The organism is Curtobacterium sp. VKM Ac-1376, from assembly GCF_015351025.1.
Lineage (GTDB): Bacteria > Actinomycetota > Actinomycetes > Actinomycetales > Microbacteriaceae > Curtobacterium.
In genome coordinates, this window is the sequence record NZ_JADKRV010000001.1 from 460,019 (window position 1) to 476,639 (window position 16,621).

The following is a 16,621-nucleotide window of genomic DNA, read 5'->3' on the forward strand; positions in this document are numbered from 1 at the left end:
ATAGGTTCTGACCATGGCGCCCACTTCTGAGATCGAGGCCGACACGCGGTACTTCCGGCGGCTCGTCGGCACCGACATCGACGAAGCCCTGACCTTCTTCGGCGGCGACTACGACTTCCAGTCGCCGCGGGTCCGACGGACGCGGCCGCGGTCCCACTGGGACTTCGCCGGGGTCGGCGACGAGCGGATGTCCCTCCGGTCGTCGCGGTTCATGGTGGACCTGCGGACGGACAGCCGGACGGACGGCGAGTTCCTCGTCGCCTGGACCCGGAGTGGATCGAGCACGCTCAGCCACGCCGGTGGCGAGCAGCCCCTCGAGCCCGGCGTGCCCGTGGTCCTGCCGTTCGCCGAGACCTTCCGGCTGCACCACCACGACATCGGGATGAACATCGTGCAGCTCGACGCTGACTTCGTCCGGTCGATCGTCGGAGAACAGGACTTCGCGTTCGAGTCGCTCCGGCGCCCCACCGCTGACGGGCTCCGTGCGTGGCGGTCCGTGGTCCGGCGGCACTCGTCGACCTGGCTCGACGTCGATCGAGAACTCGACCCGATCGCGCAGCGGAGCATCGCGGAGGACTTCGCGACCGCTGCGATCCGGGCGTTCCCCCGGCGCACCGGGTGGCGGGCGACGGTGTCGGGCAGCGGGCCGGAGCACGACCGGGTCCGTCGTGCGCTGGAGTTCGTGCACGAGCACGCGCGCGAGCCGATCGGCACCCCGGAGATCGCCCAGGCCGCCGGACTCAGTCCGCGCGGGCTGCAACAGTCGTTGCGTCGGCACCTCGACCAGACGCCCGGCGCGCTGCTGCGGAGCGTCCGGCTCGACGGCGCGCGGACCGACCTGGTGCGTGGCGACCTCGACGGGACCACCGTTGCCGAGGTCGCCCGGACGTGGGGCTTCGGACACCTCGGCCGCTTCTCGGCGACGTACCGCTCCCGGTTCGGCGAGCTGCCGAGCGAGTCGCTGCGCGGGCACTGAAGCGGTCGCGGCGCCGCCGAATCTCGTCGCACCGATCGGCCCGATACTGTCCGGATGTTCGGTGGTGGCGGACCGCCGGCGAATCTGGTGCTCAATGGTGGGGACGAACGCACCGCCCACGAAGGAGTCCGCATGCGCATCGGCGTCCCGACCGAGATCAAGAACAACGAGTACCGCGTCGCGGCCACGCCTGCCGGTGTCGCCGAGCTCGCGTCGCACGCCCACCAGGTCCTGGTGCAGGCCGGTGCCGGAGCCGGTTCGGCGTTCACCGACGACGAGTACCGCACCGCCGGCGCCACGATCGTCGACACCGCGGCGGAGGTCTGGGAGCGCGCGGACCTGATCCTGAAGGTCAAGGAGCCGGTCACGTCGGAGTACCCGCTGATCAGACCGCGCCAGGTGCTCTTCACCTACCTGCACCTCGCCGCCGACCGGCCGCTGACCGATGCGCTCATCGCCTCTGGTGCGACGGCGATCGCGTACGAGACCGTGCAGCTGCCGGACCGGTCACTGCCGCTGCTGTCCCCGATGTCCGAGGTCGCCGGGCGACTGTCCGCCCAGGTCGGCGCCCACCACCTCATGCGTGCGAGCGGCGGGCGTGGCCTGCTGCTCGGCGGGGTCCCCGGGGCACCCAAGGGGCACGTCGTGGTGATCGGCGGCGGTGTCGCCGGCGAGCACGCAGTGACGATGGCGCTCGGCATGGGGGCGGACGTCACCGTCTTCGACATCAGCCTGCCCCGGCTCCGCGCGCTCGACGCCCGGTTCGACGGCCGGATCACGACGCTGCGCTCCTCGGCCCACGCCATCCCCGAGGCACTTCGTGACGCCGACCTCGTGATCGGTTCGGTGCTCATCCCCGGGGCGTCGGCACCCAAGCTCGTCACCGACGCGATGGTCGCCGACATGCGCCCGGGGTCGGTGCTGGTCGACATCGCGATCGACCAGGGCGGCTGCTTCGAGGGCTCCCACCCGACCACCCACGACGACCCCACCTTCGCCGTGCACGACACCGTGTACTACTGCGTGGCGAACATGCCCGGTGCCGTCCCGCGCACGAGCACGATCTCGCTGACGAACGCCACGCTGCCCTACGCCGTCGCGATCGCCGACCGCGGGTGGCAGGCCGCGCTCGAGGCCGACCCGGCGCTCACCGCGGGCCTGAACGTGCACGCCGGCCGCGTCACGAACGCCGCGGTCGCCGCCGCGCACGGCCTGGTGGCGTCCGCGCGCTGACGCGGCTGGCTCCGGCGCCGCCCCCTTTCGCGAAAGCGACAGTTCCCCGCCGAACATCCGCGGGGATCTGTCGCTTTCGCGGGTCGGACGGGTGCGGCACCGCGAGATCTGTCGCTTTCGCGGACCTGAAGTCCAGGCAGCGGCGGGTCAGGCAGCTGCGGGTCCGGCAGCCGCCGGTCAGGCAGCCGCGGGGCAGGCCGCCACGGGAGCCGCCGCCCGACCGGCACGCCCGTCGACCCAGCCGGCGCGGGCACGCACCACCACGGTCACGACGACCACGGCCGCCGCAGCCACCACGGCCGCGACCGCCGTCGGCACGGAGACGAGCGGCCCCTCGAACCGGGCCACCGCCACCCACGCCAGACCCCACGCGACCGAGGCCATCGGCGCCAGGCGCCCCCGACCCCACAGCGCGATGAGGACCCCGACGAGCCCGGCCGCCGCGGCGATGACGACACCCCAGACGTCCTGCCCGAGCTCGAACCCCCGGAAGCCCGCCGCCGTCAGCACCGCGGCGGTGTTCGCCGCCGTCGCGACGCACACCCAGCCCAGGTAGAGCCCGAACGTGCCGTCGGTCAGGATCGCCGCGAGCACCCCCGACGGTCGGGTCCGACGCAGGATCGTGAACGTCCGGATCAGCACGACGAGCAGCGCGACGATGATCGGTTCGCTCGCCCACAGGAACCCGAACTGCACCGACAGGATCCACGCGGCGTTGAGCAGCAGGGAGAGCACCGCCGGCACGACCAGCCGCTCGTGCCGCTCGTCGTCGGCGGTGCGGACGAGCTGCAGGACCGCGTAGCCGATGAGCCCCGCGTAGACGACGCTCCAGATGGAGAACGCCGGGCCGTCCGGGGCGATCGCGGTCGAGGACGCCGACAGCGCGCCACCGGCGGCGTCCTGGATCGGTGTGCCACCGGCAGCGCCCGAGCCGACGTACGCGCCGGTCACGGCCACGACCGCGCTCACGACCACCGCGATGCGCTTCCAGATCCTCTTCACGTCCGTCCTTTCGTCAGCATGCTGATGACCTGCACCGTAGGCGGCTCGTGCAGCTGGTCGTGCAGCGCGCGTTCAGGCAGGACGGGAGGCGCGGGGCGGGCTGGGACCGCGCCTCCCGTCCGTCCGTCGGCCACCTGCGTACGGTGGTCGCGTGAGCGTCGCACTGAACACCGTCTACATCGACCGGATCGCCCCGATCGCGAGTCCGTCGCTCGACGACACCTTCCGGATGCTCGACGAGCAGGGCGCCAGTGCCTGCATCGTCCTGCACCAGCCCGACGCCGAGGAACTCGGCGACGTCGCGGTCGCCCTCGGCCTGCACGAGCTGGCTGTCGAGGACTCCGCCGAGGGGCACCAGCGTCCGAAGCTCGAGCGCTACGGGTCGACCCTGTTCGTCGTCCTCAAGCCAGCGCTCTACAACGACGCGATGGAGGAGGTGGCGTTCGGCGAGGTGCACGCCTTCGTGGGCGACACCTTCTTCCTCGTCGTCGTGAAGGCCGACCCCCGCGGCGAGCAGACCGTCCCCCGCGCGCTGCAGCGGATGAGCGGCAAGCCCGGGCTGGTGACGGTCGGGCCGCAGGCGCAGCTCTGGGCACTGATGGACACGATCGTCGACGGCTACGCACCGGTGATCGACGGCCTCGAGGAGGACATCAACCAGATCGAGGACCAGCTGTTCTCCGGCGAGGCCGGGGTGTCCCGCCGCGTGTACGAGCTGTTCGGCGAGGTCGTCGACTTCCAGCGCGCAGCACGGCCGCTCATCAGCATCATCGAGAACCTGCACCGCGGCGCCGAGAAGTACCACCTGCCGATCGAGATGCAGCGCCGGTTCCGCGACGTCCTCGACCACGCGATCCGGACGGTGGAGCGCCTCGACACCTTCCGGCAGCTGCTGCAGAACGCCCTGACCGTCGACTCGACCCTTGCGGCCCAGAAGCAGAACGACGACACGAAACGGATCTCGGGCTGGGCGGCGATCCTGTTCGCCCCGACACTCATCGCGGCGATCTACGGCATGAACTTCACCCACATGCCAGAGCTCGGATGGCGGTGGGGCTACCCCCTGTCGATCGTGGCGATGATCCTGTTCGCCGCGAGCCTGTGGGTGGTGTTCAAGGTCAAGCGCTGGTTCTGAGCCGCGCCGCACCCGGACTTGCCACGGACGCCACCCGGGCGGAAGGCTCTGACGTGCAACGACGCCGACTGGAGCACCCATGCCGCACGACCTCGTCCACCTGACCGCCGGGGGCGTCTCCCTCGTGCTCGACTGCCGCGACGCAGCACTCCCCGCCGTCGTGCACTGGGGTGCAGCGCTCGGACCGCTCGCCCAGGACGCACTCGTGGCGCTCGCCGGCGCCGACGTCGCCCCCGTCGCCCCGAACGAGATGGACGAGCCGGTGCGTCTGGCCGTGCTGCCCGAACCGCACCGCGGGTGGAGCGGCCGCCCGGGACTCGCCGGACACCGGGACGGCGCCGACTGGTCGCCCGCGTTCACGGTGTCGTCGCTCGAGGTGTCGGACACGTCGGTCGCGGCGGACGCGGGCGACCCCACCGCCGGGCTCGCCGTCCGCGTGACGATCGAGCTGCTCGCCTCCGGGCTGGTCCGCGCACGAGCAGCGGTCACGAACACCGCCGCCGGCGTCTACACCGTCGACGACCTGACGCTGGCGATGCCGATCCCGTCCGGCGCACGGGAGATCCTGGACTTCGCCGGACGCTGGGGCAAGGAACGGACCCCGCAGCGCCGGCCCCTGGTCGTCGGGACCCACCAGCGTGACGGCCGGAAGGGCCGGACCGGTGCCGACGCCGCGACCGTGCTGACGGTGGGGGAGCCCGGCTTCGGATTCGCCCGCGGGAAGGTCTGGGGCGTCCACACGGCCTGGAGCGGGAACCACCGCCACCACGCCGAACGCCTGTCCACCGGGCGGCAGGTCATCGGCGGCGGCGAGCTCCTGCTGCCCGGCGAGGTCCGGCTCGACACCGGTGCGACGTACGAGGGGCCGTGGGTGTACTTCGCGCACGGTGACGGCCTCGACGACCAGGCCCGCCGGTTCCACCGCTGGCTCCGCAGCCGACCGCAGCACCCGACGACACCGCGCCCGGTGACGATCAACGTGTGGGAGGCCGTGTACTTCGACCACGACCTGGCGCGCCTCACCGACCTCGCCGAGCGCGCTGCGGCCCTCGGCGTCGAGCGGTACGTGCTCGACGACGGCTGGTTCCGCGGCCGCCGCGACGACCACGCCGGGCTCGGCGACTGGTACGTCGACGAGGACGTCTGGCCGGACGGCCTCGGTCCGCTGGTCGACCGGGTCCGCGCTCTCGGCATGGAGTTCGGCCTGTGGTTCGAACCCGAGATGGTGAACGAGGACAGCGACCTCGCCCGCGCCCACCCGGAGTGGATCATGCAGGCGGACGGCCGGCTGCCCGTGCGCTCCCGCGACCAGCAGGTGCTGAACCTCGCTATCCCGGAGGCCTTCGCGTACGTGCTCGAGCGGATGACGGCGATCATCGGCGAGTACGGCATCGAGTACGTCAAGTGGGACCACAACCGCGACCTCGTCGAGGCCGGGTCCCCCGGTGGCGGTGCCGCGGTGCACGAGCAGACGCTGGCCGTCTACCGCCTGATGGCCGCGCTCGGGGAGCGCTTCCCGTCGCTCGAGATCGAGTCGTGCTCGTCGGGAGGTGCCCGGGTGGACCTCGGCGTGCTGGAGCACACCGCCCGCGTCTGGGTGTCCGACGACATCGACCCCCTCGAGCGGCAGCAGATGCACCGGTGGACGCAGCAGCTCCTGCCGCCGGAGATGCTCGGCGCGCACATCGCGAGCGGGAAGAACCACACCACGGGGCGCATCCACGACCTCGCCTTCCGTGCCGGCACCGCCCTGGTCGGGCACCTCGGCATCGAGTGGGACCTGGCCCGGGCGACCCCGGCCGAGTCCGCCGAGCTCGCCGAGTGGATCGCCCTCCACCGTGAACTCCGTCCGCTCCTGCACGGCGGCGACCTGGTGCGCTCGGACGAGGTCGACGACGCACGGCTCGTGTACGGCACGGTCGCGCCGGACCAGCAGCGCGCGGTGTTCTTCCTGGCGAGCATCGGCCGCTCGGACGTCTCGGGCACCGGCAGGGTCACGTTCCGTGACCTCGACCCGGAGGCGTCCTACCGCGTCGACCCGATCGTCATCGGTGACGACCACGGCCTGGTCCGCCCGGACTGGTGGTCCGGACCGCGGGTCTTCAGCGGCCGCGTGCTCGGCAGCGTCGGCCTGCAGCCGCCGCTCATGCCGGCGGACTGCGTGGTGCCGTTCCGCGTGACGGCGGTCTGAGACCGGCTCGCCGTCCGTCCGCTGCCGGTCGGGTGCCCGACCGGGAGGCCCGACCCGGCTCACCGGGTCCGCTCAGGTCCCTTGCATGGTCGGTTCAAGGAACCTGGCCAGGATCACGGGAACGCGCCCGATCAGCGCGCTCCTCGGAAGGACCCCCGCATGCAGTGCCCCAACGACCAGGCCACCCTCGTGATGTCGGAACGCTCCGGCATCGAGATCGACTACTGCCCGGAGTGCCGCGGTGTGTGGCTCGACCGCGGTGAGCTCGACAAGATCATCGACCGGGCGGCGGGTCCGGCGCCCGGTGCCGCCTCCGCGGTGCCGCCGGTACCCCCGGTCGCGCCGATGCACCAGCAGGGGTACCGCCCCGGGATGGCCGTGCCGCGGAACGGGTACGCGTCGCCGGGGTCGCCCGGTTCGCCGGGGTCGTGGGACAAGGGCCGCCGCGGGTACGGGCAGCCCGGGTACGGGCAGCCCGGGTACGGGCAACAGAACGGGTACCGCGGCAAGCGTCGCGGCAACTGGCTGAGTGAGCTCTTCGACTGACGTGCGGCGGTGCCCGGGGAACGGCGAGCGGAGCCGTTAGGCTCTCCGATATGCCGCACTCCGGACACGCCACCCCGGTCTGGGCCCTCAAGCTCGCAGTCGTCACCGCGCTGGTCGGGGTCTCCGGCGGGATCGCCGGCATCGCCGTCTGGCTCGCCCTGCAGCTCATCCAGTTCGTCGCGTTCGGGTACGGCTTCGGCGGGCACCTCGAGGCCGCCGACGCGCCCTCGGGGCTGAACCGGTTCCTGGCCCTCACCGCGGCCGGTGTCCTGACCGGCGTCTCCTGGTGGGCGCTCCGGCGCTGGGGCCGGTCGATCCTCCCGGTCACAGCGGCCGTCGACGGCAAGCGGATGCCCGCGCTCGCGACGCTCGCGAACGCCGGTGTCCAGATCCTCGCCGTGGGTCTCGGCGCCTCGATCGGCAAAGAGGTCGCGCCGCGTGAGGTCGGCGCCTGGCTCGCCCAGCTCATCACCCGTCGAGCGGGCCTGACGCCGCGGGAGACGAAGATCCTCGTCGCTTGTGGCGCGGCAGCGGGCCTCGCCGCCGTGTACGACGTGCCGCTCGGTGGCGCGCTGTTCGCGGTCGAGGTCCTGCTCGGGGAGATCAGCTTCGCCACCGCGCTGCCAGCCTTCGCCACCAGCGCCGTCGCCGCCGTCACCGCCCGCCTCGTGATCCCGGACGAGGTGCTCTACCACGTGCCCGCGATGCACCTGTCGCCGTCGCTGCTCGTCTGGGCGATCGGCGTCGGCCCGGTGCTCGGCCTCGCGGGGGTCGGGTTCGTGAAGCTCACCAACCGGCTGCAGGGCATGGCGCCGAAGGGTTGGCACCTGCTCGTCGTGCTGCCCGTCGTCTTCGCGATGGTCGGGCTCATCGCGATCCCGTTCCCCGAGATCCTCGGCAACGGCAGGGCCCTCGGGATCGTGGCGATGAACACCTCGCTCGACGACGCCTCGATCGCCGGGCTCGCGCCGATCGTGCTCCTCCTGCTGCTCGGCGTCCTGCGGACCGTGACCACCTCGGCCACCATCGGTGCGGGTGCGGTCGGAGGGACCCTGACGCCCTCGATCGCGATCGGATCGTCGATCGGCGGGGGCCTCGGTGGCGCGTGGTTGCTGCTCTGGCCGGGCGACGGTCCGAGCCTCGCCGCCTTCGCGTTCGTGGGCGCCGCCGCGTTCCTCGCCACCACGATGCGCGCGCCCTTCACGGCGCTCGTGCTCGTCGTCGAGTTCACCCAGCAGGGAACCGACATCCTCGTCCCCTCGCTGCTCGCCGTGTCCGGAGCGGTCGCCGTCGGCTACGTCCTCGCCCGTCGGCGCAGCGCCCAGATGGTGTGAAGACCCCGAGCGTTCCGGTACGGCCCCCGACGGTGCGGCCTACGCTCGGCGGCACGACGGAGCGACGGGCTCCGCACCGAGGTGAGGAGCAGCCGATGGCGGGGTTCGACGACATCACGAAGAAGGCCCAGGAGTTCCTGAAGGACGGCAAGGTCCAGGACGCCCTGAAGAGCGAGAAGGCCGAGGGTGCGAGCGACCGGGTGCTCGGCGGCGTGGCCGACGCGGTCAAGAAGGCCACCGGCGGCAAGTACGACGACAAGATCGACGGCGCGCGTGACGCCGCCGACAAGAAGCTCGGCAACGAGTAGCGACCAGCGCGTGGGCGGCCCCGGACGGTGATCCTCCGGGGCCGCTGCCGCGCCGACTGGACGCGGCCGGGAACAACGGACACCATGGACGGGTTGCTCCGACGGCAACACCAGGAGGACGAGACGTGACAGTCGTGGCGCCGAACCAGCCGCTCGCCGAGGCCGAGGTCGAGGCGATCAAGCGGGACTTCCCGATCCTCGCGCAGGACGTGAACGGGCAGCCGCTGGCGTACCTGGACTCCGGTGCGACGGCCGAGCGCCCCCGCCAGGTCCTCGATGCCGAACGCCGGTTCCTCGAACACGACAACGCCGCCGTCCACCGCGGCGCCCACACGCTCGCGGCGCTCAGCACCGACGCCTACGAGGACGCCCGCGCCACCGTGGCCGGCTTCATCGGTGCCGCCGCCCCGACCGAGGTCGTCTGGACCGCGAACGCCACCGACGCCCTGAACCTCGTCGCCCACGGCATGGCCAACGCCAGCCGTGGTCGTGGCGGCGCCGACGCCGAGCGCTTCCGCCTCGGTGCCGGCGACGAGATCCTGGTGACCGAGGCCGAGCACCACGCCAACCTCGTGCCGTGGCAGGAGCTGGCCGCCCTCACCGGCGCGACCCTCCGCTGGGTACCCGTCACCGAGGACGGCACCTGGACCGCCGACGACGCGGCCGCGCTGATCACGGACCGCACGAGGGTCGTCGCGTTCTCGCACGTCTCGAACGTCACCGGCATGATCGCCCCCGTGGAACAGGTCGTCGGCCTCGCCCACGCCCGCGGTGCCCTCGTCGTGCTGGACGCCTGCCAGTCCGCACCACACCGCCCGGTCGACGTGCAGCAGCTCGGGGTCGACTTCGCCGCGTTCTCCGGGCACAAGATGCTCGGCCCGAACGGCATCGGCGTGCTCTGGGGCCGTGGCGAGCTGCTCGACGCCCTGCCCCCGTTCCGCACCGGCGGCTCGATGATCACCACCGTGACGATGGAGGGCTCGGAGTTCATGCCCGCGCCCGAGCGGTTCGAGGCCGGCACCCAGCCCGTGTCCCAGGCCGTCGCCCTCGCCGAGGCCGTCCGGTACCTGCAGCGCATCGGCATGGAGCGGGTCCGCGCCCACGAGGAGCACCTCGCCCGCCGCATGCTCGACGGCCTGGCGGTCGTGCCCGGCATCCGCGTGGTCGGCCCGCCCGCCGGCGTCCCGCGCTCCGGCCTGGTGGCGTTCGACGTCGACGGCGTGCACGCCCACGACGTCTCGCAGTACCTCGACGCACAGGGCATCGCCGTCCGCTCCGGCCACCACTGCGCCCAGCCCCTGCACCGCCGACTCGGCCTCGTCGCCACGAGCCGCGCGAGCACCTACGTCTACACGACCGAGCACGACGTCGACCGGTTCCTCGCAGCCGTCGCCGAGGTCCGCGACTACTTCGGAGCCACCGCGTGAACGCCCTCGACAGCCTGTACCAGCAGGTCATCCTCGACCACGCGAAGGCCCGCCACGGTGACGGCGAGCTGCCCGACGCCGACGCGTCGCACTTCGAGCGCAACCCCACCTGCGGTGACGAGATCACCGTCAGCCTGCGCCTCGAACCCGGCACCGACCGCATCGCCGGGCTCGCCTGGCAGGGCGACGGCTGCTCGATCTCGATGGCCTCGGCATCCGTCCTCACCGACATGGCCGTCGGCCGGACCGTGCCGGAGTTCCTCGCACTCACCGAGGAGTTCCGCTCCATGATGCGATCCCGCGGCGTCGGTGAGCCCGACGAGGACGTCCTCGAGGACCTCGTCGCCTTCCGCGGCGTCTCGAAGTTCGTCATGCGCGTCAAGTGCGGCATGCTCGCCTGGGTCGCGGCGGAAGCCGCGGCGCGCGACGCGACCGCGTCCCGCTGACCCGTGTGCGGCTCGTGATCGCGAGCACCGGACAGCCTGGAGGCCGGTGGCGGGCCCGCCCCGCGCCTCCAGTCAGCAGTGGGTTGCGCACAGTGCCGGAACGCCCGAACAGTCCGACCATGCAAGAGGCGCGATGATCGTCGAGGTGGAGCGACCCGGCGCAGCCCGGGCCGACGCGATCGTGCGGGCGTACCTGACCGAGGTCGCGTCGCGGTGGTACGGCCGCGCGGCGACCGCGGCTGAGGTCGACCGGGCGCTCGACGACGAGCCGTACGACGACCTGCAGGGGGACTCCGGCGTGTTCATCATCGCCGCCGACGGGGGAGCAGCCGTCGCGTGCGCCGGCGTGCGCTTCGTGGGTGACGTCGGCGAGCTGACGAAGGTCTTCACGCTGCCGGAGCACCGCGGCCGAGGCGTCGGCTCGGCGCTCCTTCGCCACGTCGAGGACGTCTGCCGGGCTCGCGGGACCACCTCGCTGCGTCTCGACACCCGGGCCGAGCTCGCCGAGGCCTGTGCGCTCTACGAACGGCTCGGCTTCGTCCGGGTCGACCCGTTCAACAACGACCCGTACTCCGACCGCTGGTACGCGAAGTCGCTCAGGGGAGCGTGACGACGAGCTTCCGGGCGGAGACTCCGGCGCGGAGCTCGGCGAGGGCGGCCGGGATCGCGTCGAGTCCGGTGCCGACGACCGATGCCGTCGGGGTCGCGCGGTAGCGTCCGGTCCGCAGTGCGTCGGGAAGGAAGTCGCGGAAGATCGCCGGGCCGACTTCGGACCGGGTGGGGCGCCCACCCCAGATGGCCGTGACGTGAACACCGTGCCGCTGGGCGAGCCGTGCTCGGATCGTCGTCGCCGGAGTCGGGTACGCCGATGCGAGTCGACCCGAGCCGGTGGCTGCCCGGACGATCGGGAGCGTGCGGGTCAACGAGCCCCGGCCGAAGGCGAGGGTGCCGGCGAGTTCCTGGTCGGCGAGTTCTTCGAGGATGCGGCGTGCGGCAGCGTCGTCGCGGTAGTCGAACACGGCCTCGGCCCCGAGGGACTGCACGAACGCGTGGTTCTTCGGTGACGCGGTACCGATCACGGCGTACCCGGCGGCCCGTGCGAGCTGGACGGCGTTGGCGCCGACGCTCGTCGACGCGCCCCACACCAGGACGACCCCGTTGCGCTCGGCCGAGTCTGCCGTCGGGAGCGGCAGGGCGAGCTGGTCCGGTTCGAAGAGGCCGGCCGCGGCGGTCGAGACGGCGAGCGGCAGGACCGCTGCCTGTTCGGGCGACAGGTCGGCGGGCACCTCGGTCGTCACGCGTTCGAGGAGCAGGACGTGGTGCTGGAACGCGCCCTCGGCCGAACTGTTCCGGTGCTGCTCCTGGCCTGCGGCGTACCCGACGACCCGATCGCCGATGCGGAAGCGTTCGACCCCGGTCCCGACGCCGGTCACGGTGCCGGCGACGTCCGACCCGAGGACGACCGGGTACCGCAGCTTCGGGTAGACCACGTGGCGGAGGAGTCCGCTGACGGCGTCCACCGGGTTCACGGCGACGGCCTCGGCGCGGACGACGAGCTCTCCCGGCGCGGGCTGGGGGACCGGTGCCGGCCCGACGGTGAACCGACCGCTCGACGTGGTCCAGAGTGCGGTGTTGCCCGATGACGACACGGTGTCCGATCTCTTGCTCGACGTGCGGCATGACACGACGTGTCATCGCTATTGAACCATGACATGGCGTGTCGTCACTACTACTGTGGACCCATGCGTTGGTCTCCGGATGCCCGAGGACGACTCGAGCGAGCGGCGTTCGAGCTGTTCGCCGAGCAGGGGTACCAGGCGACGACCGTGCCGCAGATCACCGCACGGGCCGGATTGACCACCCGCACCTTCTTCCGGTACTTCGCCGACAAGCGCGAGGTGATCTTCGCCGGCGACGAGATCCCCGACCTGGCGCGGGCTGCCATCGAGGCCGCACCGGCGGGGATCGACCCGCTCGACATCGTCGTGCACGGCCTCCGCCAGGTTGCCGACGAGCGTTTCGAGGGTCGTCACGACCAGGTCGGTGCGGTGCGGCGGCTCGTCCTGTCCGAGCCGTCACTGCGGGAGCGCGACGCCCGGAAGCGGGCCGACCTGACCGGCGCGGTGCGCGAGGCGTTCGTCACCCGGGGTCTCGACCCGTCCGAGTCGGCGGTGATCGCCGAGACGACCGTGATGCTGTTCCACCTGGCCCTCGAGGCTTGGCTCACCGGACCGGCCGAGCGCCGGATGGCCGACATCGTCGACGAGCAGCTCAGCGCGCTCCGTGGGGTGCTCGATCGGCGGCCCGCAGCGTCATGAACACGTCGACGCCGTCGTCGGTGTCGAGCACGAAGCCGTGTCGTTCGTACAGTCGGCGGGCCGGGCTGCCCACCAGCACGTTGAGTCGCGTGCGTCCGTCGTGCGGCTCGTCGAGGACGGTGCGCAGTACGGTCGACCCGACGCCTTGCCCCTGGACGTCTGGCGCGAGGTAGAAGTGCTCGACCCAGCGGGTGTCGCCGTCGACACGCACGGTGATCGACCCGACGTCACGGCCGTCGACCACGACGACACGGGTCAGCTTTGGCCGGAACGCGTCGCGGAGGCGCTGCCGGACGCGCGTCTCGTCGAACACCCCGAGTCGTGTCAGGTCGCCGCGCAGCACCACGGTCCGGAGCTCGACGAGCCACTCGAGGTCCTCGGTGGTGCTGTCCCGCAGTGCGACGTCCATGCGAGAAGCCTACGAACCCCGGCGCACCGTCATCGACCTCGTACGCTTGCCCGATGGACCGCGACGGCGTCATCGACCTTGTCGCATCCCGCCGAGCCTCGGCTCGTGCGCCGATCGTCGTCGGTGTCTCCGGGTACTGCGGATCCGGCAAGTCCACGCTGACGCGCACGCTCGTCGCGGGACTCCCCGGCTCCGCCCGCATCCGCGGCGACGACTTCCTCGACCCCGTTCGGTCCCATCAGCGCTCCGCCGACTGGGACGGCGTCGATCGGCCCCGTCTGGTGTCATCGGTGCTCGAACCGCACCGGGCCGGTCGGGCGAGCACGTTCCAGCGGTTCGACTGGTCGGCTCGAGCCCTCCGACCGGCTGAGTCGATGCCGCGGACGGACGTCCTGGTCGTCGACCTGATCGGACTCTTCCACCCGGACGCGCTCCCGCATCTCGACGTCAGCATCTGGTGCGACGTGGACCTCGACACGGCGGCACGTCGGGGCATGGCTCGTGATCGCACGCTCGGGCGCAGGCACGATGCGCTCTGGCGGGACGTGTGGATCCCCAACGAGCGCGACTTCGAGGAGCGGTACGCGCCGAAGGATGCCGCGTCGGTGCGCTACGTGGCCTGACTGCGGAGCGATGTGACCATGCTCCGCAGGATTCGGCGGGCGTCCGCCTGCTGCTCCTCGGTCAGTCCGTCGAGCATCCGCTGTTCGACCCCGCGGATGGCCGCACTCGCCTGCGCCAGGCTCTGCCGCCCACGGTCGGTCAGCTGCGTGGGGAGCGCCTTGCCGACCGACGGCTCCGTGGCCCGGGCGACGAAGCCGTCCCGCTCCAGCGCCTGCAGCAGGACGTTCATCGACTGCCGGGTGACGAAGGTGCCACGTGCGAGTTCGGAGTTCGACAGGCCGGGGCGCTGTGCGAGCAGTTCGAGGCACGAGTAGTGCGTCACCGTCATGCCGAGTGGCCGCAGAACTGCCTCCATCGAGGCGCGCAGCGCACTCGCGGCCTCCTTGAGCAGGTAGCCGATCGACGTCTCGAGGTGGATGCCGGTGTCGTCTTGACGCATGTCAGAAGTCTGACATAGGTTGAGCTATGTCAGAAGACTGACACGCAACCCAAGGAGCACCACATGCCCGTCACCGGCCCCGACTTCATCTCCCTGCAGACCCGCGACCTCGACGCCTCGCAGGCGTTCTACGAGCAGTACCTCGGCCTCGTCCGCTCGCAGGCCGGCCCGCCGCACGCCGTCGTGTTCGAGACGACCCCCATCGCCTTCGCCCTGCGCGACCTGGTTCCCGGCACGGACCTCGACGCGGTGACCCAGCCGGGCATCGGCGCTGCGATCTGGCTGCACGCGACCGACGTGCAGGCCATCCACGACGCCCTGGTCGCGGGCGGGCACCGGATCGTCTCGGCGCCGATCGACGGCCCCTTCGGCCGGACGTTCACGTTCGCCGACCCCGACGGCTACCACGTGACGCTCCACGACCGAGCCTGACGAATCGTCAGGTGTCCTGACCAGTCGGGACGCGTCAACGGACCGCGCCCGAATCCAGCACTCGGCGAACCACGGGAGTGATGAGCCGGAGCGCTGGAAGGGCGACCAGTGCCCAGAACGCCGTGAGTGTGAGCGCTTTTGCACCGACCAGCACTGGGAGCGGGAGTGGCGTCCAACTCGCGGTGAACCACGACAGCGCTGCGCAGACGACAACGATGCTGACCAGGTTTTCCCGACGGCCGTGCCGCGAGCGGAGGAATGAGACCCCGACCAGCGTGGCGACGACCGGTGCGGCCGCGTGCGCGACTTCCACGGCGACGTAGAGCGCTCCGGCGTCGCTCTCCACGGCGGGCCGACCCGCCAACTGGATCAGCAGCGTCAGCGCGATCAGTCGGAGCGGTGCGTCCGCCCTCGAGCTGGTTGCGACACAGGTCAGTGCCACGGCGCTCGCCGCGGCGATGCACACCCGGGCGGCGCCAGGGAGGAGCCCTCCCACGAAGAACCGCAACCAGTCTTCAGCCCCGAGCAGCGCCACTCCGGTCGTCCCGAGTACCGCCGCAGTGCGGATGACGTGAACGGGTATCGTCATCCGTCGTGCACCGCCGTCGGGAGATCCGCGAATCGTGAAGCTGCCCGCGTGTAGGTGCTCTTGAACCGTGGGCCGAGCTTCGAGAGCAACGCGGGCCAGCGCTCTTCGTCGCCTTCGACCGTGACTGCGTTCCTGACCTTCCTGTCGACAGTGGTACGGACGGTTGCGCCAACGCCGGGGAACAGGGCGTCGTACTGCGCGGCGTCCGGTGCGGAGCCGGGCTGCATCCGGATCGTCCGGAGGGCCTCGTCGAGTGCGTACTGCGTACACATCGTCAGGTACTCCTGGTCGGCCGTCAGGCCGAGCGGGGCACCCCGACGGTACGGCTGCTCGGGGTCGTCGGGTGGACTCTTGATGTCCCCGATCACTTCCGCTGGACCGATGACGAACCAGTGTGTTCCGCGACGCGCGGTTCGACCCTCGATGAACGTCTCGTCCCACTCGGCGAGGACCTGTGCAACGGAGGAGCTGTGCGCGTAGACCCGCACGAAAGACGAATCGGTTCCGTCGACACAGTCGTATCCGCGCATCGTGTCCCAGAAGGCGAGATCATCGAGCCACTGATCCCTGTCCGCGCACGGGATCTGCTGCACCAGGCTGTCAGCAAGCGCCTGTTGCTGTCGTTGGTCGAGCGAGTCGGCGGCGGGGCTCGCGTCCGCGAACGCCTCGGCTTCGTGGCTCGGGGCTGCGCTGCATCCGGCGAGCGTCGAGATCGCGGCGACGAACGCCACGGCAGAGGCCGACCACCGGGCGGTCCGCGGCTCGTTCAACCCCACTGGACTCCCGCGACCCCAGAGGCGGTCATGCCTCTGATCTGCTTCGAAGCGGCGACGTTTCCCCAGGAGATGACGACTCCTCGCCGGCCCGTCCCGCACCCGGCTGGCGTCCACGTGGTCTGCGCACGCGTGTTGAAGCCCTTGCCCCACACGCACACCCCTACCCGGCCCTTGTCTCGGTACCAGCTGTAGGTGACCTTCGTCTTCTTGCTCGACCCGATGATGCTGCACCCCGGCGTCGAAGTCAGCATCTTCGGGATCGCGGCGAACGCTCGGTCGTGGCATGGATTCCTCCGGCTCAAGGGCTGACCCGTGTCATCCACACGGACCGCTGCCGTCGGGTCGAATGACGGATCGACGATCGTCGAGTCGAGTGCCGTGGCCGGAACAGGGCGGTCTTGGGCCCTCGCTGGTGCCGCCATCAGCAGGCACCCCG

19 protein-coding genes are annotated in these 16,621 nt (G+C 71.5%); 13 read left to right on the forward strand and 6 right to left on the reverse strand.

The genetic code is table 11. From position 1 onward, the window contains the following. Positions 1-13 precede the first annotated feature (13 nt). A complete protein-coding gene (locus ITJ56_RS02200; RefSeq protein WP_194627114.1) occupies positions 14-976 on the forward strand; it encodes a helix-turn-helix transcriptional regulator in 963 nt (320 codons plus the stop codon). Between the two features lie 132 nt (positions 977-1,108). Beyond that, positions 1,109-2,209, forward strand: coding sequence for an alanine dehydrogenase (gene ald, locus ITJ56_RS02205; protein WP_194627116.1), 1,101 nt, complete (start codon positions 1,109-1,111; stop codon positions 2,207-2,209). A gap of 177 nt (positions 2,210-2,386) precedes the next feature. On the opposite strand, the gene ITJ56_RS02210 is transcribed toward ald, so the two are convergent. After that, positions 2,387-3,211 carry a TspO/MBR family protein gene (locus ITJ56_RS02210; protein ID WP_194627118.1) on the reverse strand — a complete coding sequence of 275 codons (825 nt, stop codon included), beginning with the start codon at positions 3,209-3,211 and terminating at the stop codon, positions 2,387-2,389. A 151-nt stretch (positions 3,212-3,362) separates the two neighbouring features. Here ITJ56_RS02210 and ITJ56_RS02215 point away from each other — a divergent pair, with 151 nt between their 5' ends. The 8 genes from ITJ56_RS02215 (at position 3,363) to ITJ56_RS02250 (ending at position 11,208) form a co-directional block, all read left to right on the forward strand. Continuing rightward, positions 3,363-4,346, forward strand: coding sequence for a magnesium and cobalt transport protein CorA (locus ITJ56_RS02215; protein ID WP_194627120.1), 984 nt, complete (start codon positions 3,363-3,365; stop codon positions 4,344-4,346). 79 nt (positions 4,347-4,425) lie between these two features. Then, complete coding sequence (locus tag ITJ56_RS02220) at positions 4,426-6,537, forward strand: alpha-galactosidase (protein WP_194627122.1); 2,112 nt, start codon at positions 4,426-4,428, stop codon at positions 6,535-6,537. A gap of 159 nt (positions 6,538-6,696) precedes the next feature. Further along, entirely contained in the window at positions 6,697-7,083 is a 387-nt protein-coding gene (locus tag ITJ56_RS02225; protein ID WP_194627124.1) for a zf-TFIIB domain-containing protein, read from the forward strand. Between the two features lie 50 nt (positions 7,084-7,133). Then, a complete protein-coding gene (locus ITJ56_RS02230; RefSeq protein ID WP_194627134.1) occupies positions 7,134-8,417 on the forward strand; it encodes a chloride channel protein in 1,284 nt (427 codons plus the stop codon). 95 nt (positions 8,418-8,512) lie between these two features. Next, positions 8,513-8,725 (forward strand): Rv0909 family putative TA system antitoxin, encoded by a 213-nt coding sequence (locus ITJ56_RS02235; RefSeq protein WP_194627136.1) that lies wholly within the window; start codon positions 8,513-8,515, stop codon positions 8,723-8,725. Positions 8,726-8,859: 134 nt separating this feature from the next. Continuing rightward, complete coding sequence (locus ITJ56_RS02240) at positions 8,860-10,152, forward strand: aminotransferase class V-fold PLP-dependent enzyme (protein WP_194627477.1); 1,293 nt, start codon at positions 8,860-8,862, stop codon at positions 10,150-10,152. Further along, positions 10,149-10,598 carry a Fe-S cluster assembly sulfur transfer protein SufU gene (gene sufU / locus ITJ56_RS02245; RefSeq protein ID WP_194627138.1) on the forward strand — a complete coding sequence of 150 codons (450 nt, stop codon included), beginning with the start codon at positions 10,149-10,151 and terminating at the stop codon, positions 10,596-10,598. The genes ITJ56_RS02240 and sufU overlap by 4 nt, the downstream gene beginning before the upstream one ends. A 133-nt stretch (positions 10,599-10,731) precedes the next feature. Next, complete coding sequence (locus ITJ56_RS02250; RefSeq protein WP_194627140.1) at positions 10,732-11,208, forward strand: GNAT family N-acetyltransferase; 477 nt, start codon at positions 10,732-10,734, stop codon at positions 11,206-11,208. Here ITJ56_RS02250 and ITJ56_RS02255 read toward each other — a convergent pair. Continuing rightward, the gene (locus tag ITJ56_RS02255) at positions 11,195-12,247 is read right to left on the reverse strand and encodes a zinc-binding alcohol dehydrogenase family protein (protein WP_194627142.1); all 1,053 of its coding nucleotides are present in this window, start codon (positions 12,245-12,247) and stop codon (positions 11,195-11,197) included. The genes ITJ56_RS02250 and ITJ56_RS02255 overlap by 14 nt on opposite strands. Before the next feature lie 93 nt (positions 12,248-12,340). On the opposite strand from ITJ56_RS02255, the gene ITJ56_RS02260 reads away from it, so the two are divergent. Continuing rightward, the gene (locus ITJ56_RS02260) at positions 12,341-12,916 is read left to right on the forward strand and encodes a TetR/AcrR family transcriptional regulator (RefSeq protein WP_194627143.1); all 576 of its coding nucleotides are present in this window, start codon (positions 12,341-12,343) and stop codon (positions 12,914-12,916) included. Here the strand turns inward: ITJ56_RS02260 and ITJ56_RS02265 are convergent. Beyond that, on the reverse strand, positions 12,870-13,325 hold the full coding sequence (locus ITJ56_RS02265; RefSeq protein WP_194627145.1) for a GNAT family N-acetyltransferase: 456 nt from the start codon (positions 13,323-13,325) through the stop codon (positions 12,870-12,872). The two genes, ITJ56_RS02260 and ITJ56_RS02265, sit on opposite strands and share 47 nt — an antisense overlap. 53 nt (positions 13,326-13,378) lie before the next feature. On the opposite strand from ITJ56_RS02265, the gene ITJ56_RS02270 reads away from it, so the two are divergent. Next, positions 13,379-13,948, forward strand: coding sequence for a uridine kinase family protein (locus tag ITJ56_RS02270; protein ID WP_194627147.1), 570 nt, complete (start codon positions 13,379-13,381; stop codon positions 13,946-13,948). On the opposite strand, the gene ITJ56_RS02275 is transcribed toward ITJ56_RS02270, so the two are convergent. Continuing rightward, complete coding sequence (locus tag ITJ56_RS02275) at positions 13,936-14,388, reverse strand: MarR family winged helix-turn-helix transcriptional regulator (RefSeq protein WP_194627149.1); 453 nt, start codon at positions 14,386-14,388, stop codon at positions 13,936-13,938. The two genes, ITJ56_RS02270 and ITJ56_RS02275, sit on opposite strands and share 13 nt — an antisense overlap. 63 nt (positions 14,389-14,451) lie before the next feature. Between ITJ56_RS02275 and ITJ56_RS02280 the strand changes: the two genes are divergently transcribed. Further along, complete coding sequence (locus tag ITJ56_RS02280; RefSeq protein ID WP_194627151.1) at positions 14,452-14,820, forward strand: VOC family protein; 369 nt, start codon at positions 14,452-14,454, stop codon at positions 14,818-14,820. Between the two features lie 34 nt (positions 14,821-14,854). Here the strand turns inward: ITJ56_RS02280 and ITJ56_RS02285 are convergent, their stop codons facing one another. Further along, positions 14,855-15,409 (reverse strand): hypothetical protein, encoded by a 555-nt coding sequence (locus ITJ56_RS02285; protein ID WP_194627153.1) that lies wholly within the window; start codon positions 15,407-15,409, stop codon positions 14,855-14,857. Continuing rightward, on the reverse strand, positions 15,406-16,299 hold the full coding sequence (locus ITJ56_RS02290; RefSeq protein WP_194627155.1) for a hypothetical protein: 894 nt from the start codon (positions 16,297-16,299) through the stop codon (positions 15,406-15,408). Before ITJ56_RS02290 ends, ITJ56_RS02285 begins: the two co-directional genes overlap by 4 nt. Positions 16,300-16,621: the final 322 nt, after the last annotated feature.

Bases quoted from the DNA above. Each gene is read 5' to 3' on its own strand.
- ITJ56_RS02200 (WP_194627114.1), top strand. From the start codon at position 14: ATGGCGCCCACTTCTGAGATCGAGGCCGACACGCGGTACTTCCGGCGG.
- ald (WP_194627116.1), top strand. From the start codon at position 1,109: ATGCGCATCGGCGTCCCGACCGAGATCAAGAACAACGAGTACCGCGTC.
- ITJ56_RS02220 (WP_194627122.1), top strand. From the start codon at position 4,426: ATGCCGCACGACCTCGTCCACCTGACCGCCGGGGGCGTCTCCCTCGTG.
- ITJ56_RS02225 (WP_194627124.1), top strand. From the start codon at position 6,697: ATGCAGTGCCCCAACGACCAGGCCACCCTCGTGATGTCGGAACGCTCC.
- ITJ56_RS02230 (WP_194627134.1), top strand. From the start codon at position 7,134: ATGCCGCACTCCGGACACGCCACCCCGGTCTGGGCCCTCAAGCTCGCA.
- ITJ56_RS02235 (WP_194627136.1), top strand. From the start codon at position 8,513: ATGGCGGGGTTCGACGACATCACGAAGAAGGCCCAGGAGTTCCTGAAG.
- ITJ56_RS02250 (WP_194627140.1), top strand. From the start codon at position 10,732: ATGATCGTCGAGGTGGAGCGACCCGGCGCAGCCCGGGCCGACGCGATC.
- ITJ56_RS02260 (WP_194627143.1), top strand. From the start codon at position 12,341: ATGCGTTGGTCTCCGGATGCCCGAGGACGACTCGAGCGAGCGGCGTTC.
- ITJ56_RS02265 (WP_194627145.1), bottom strand. From the start codon at position 13,325: ATGGACGTCGCACTGCGGGACAGCACCACCGAGGACCTCGAGTGGCTC.
- ITJ56_RS02270 (WP_194627147.1), top strand. From the start codon at position 13,379: ATGGACCGCGACGGCGTCATCGACCTTGTCGCATCCCGCCGAGCCTCG.
- ITJ56_RS02275 (WP_194627149.1), bottom strand. From the start codon at position 14,388: ATGCGTCAAGACGACACCGGCATCCACCTCGAGACGTCGATCGGCTAC.
- ITJ56_RS02280 (WP_194627151.1), top strand. From the start codon at position 14,452: ATGCCCGTCACCGGCCCCGACTTCATCTCCCTGCAGACCCGCGACCTC.
- ITJ56_RS02285 (WP_194627153.1), bottom strand. From the start codon at position 15,409: ATGACGATACCCGTTCACGTCATCCGCACTGCGGCGGTACTCGGGACG.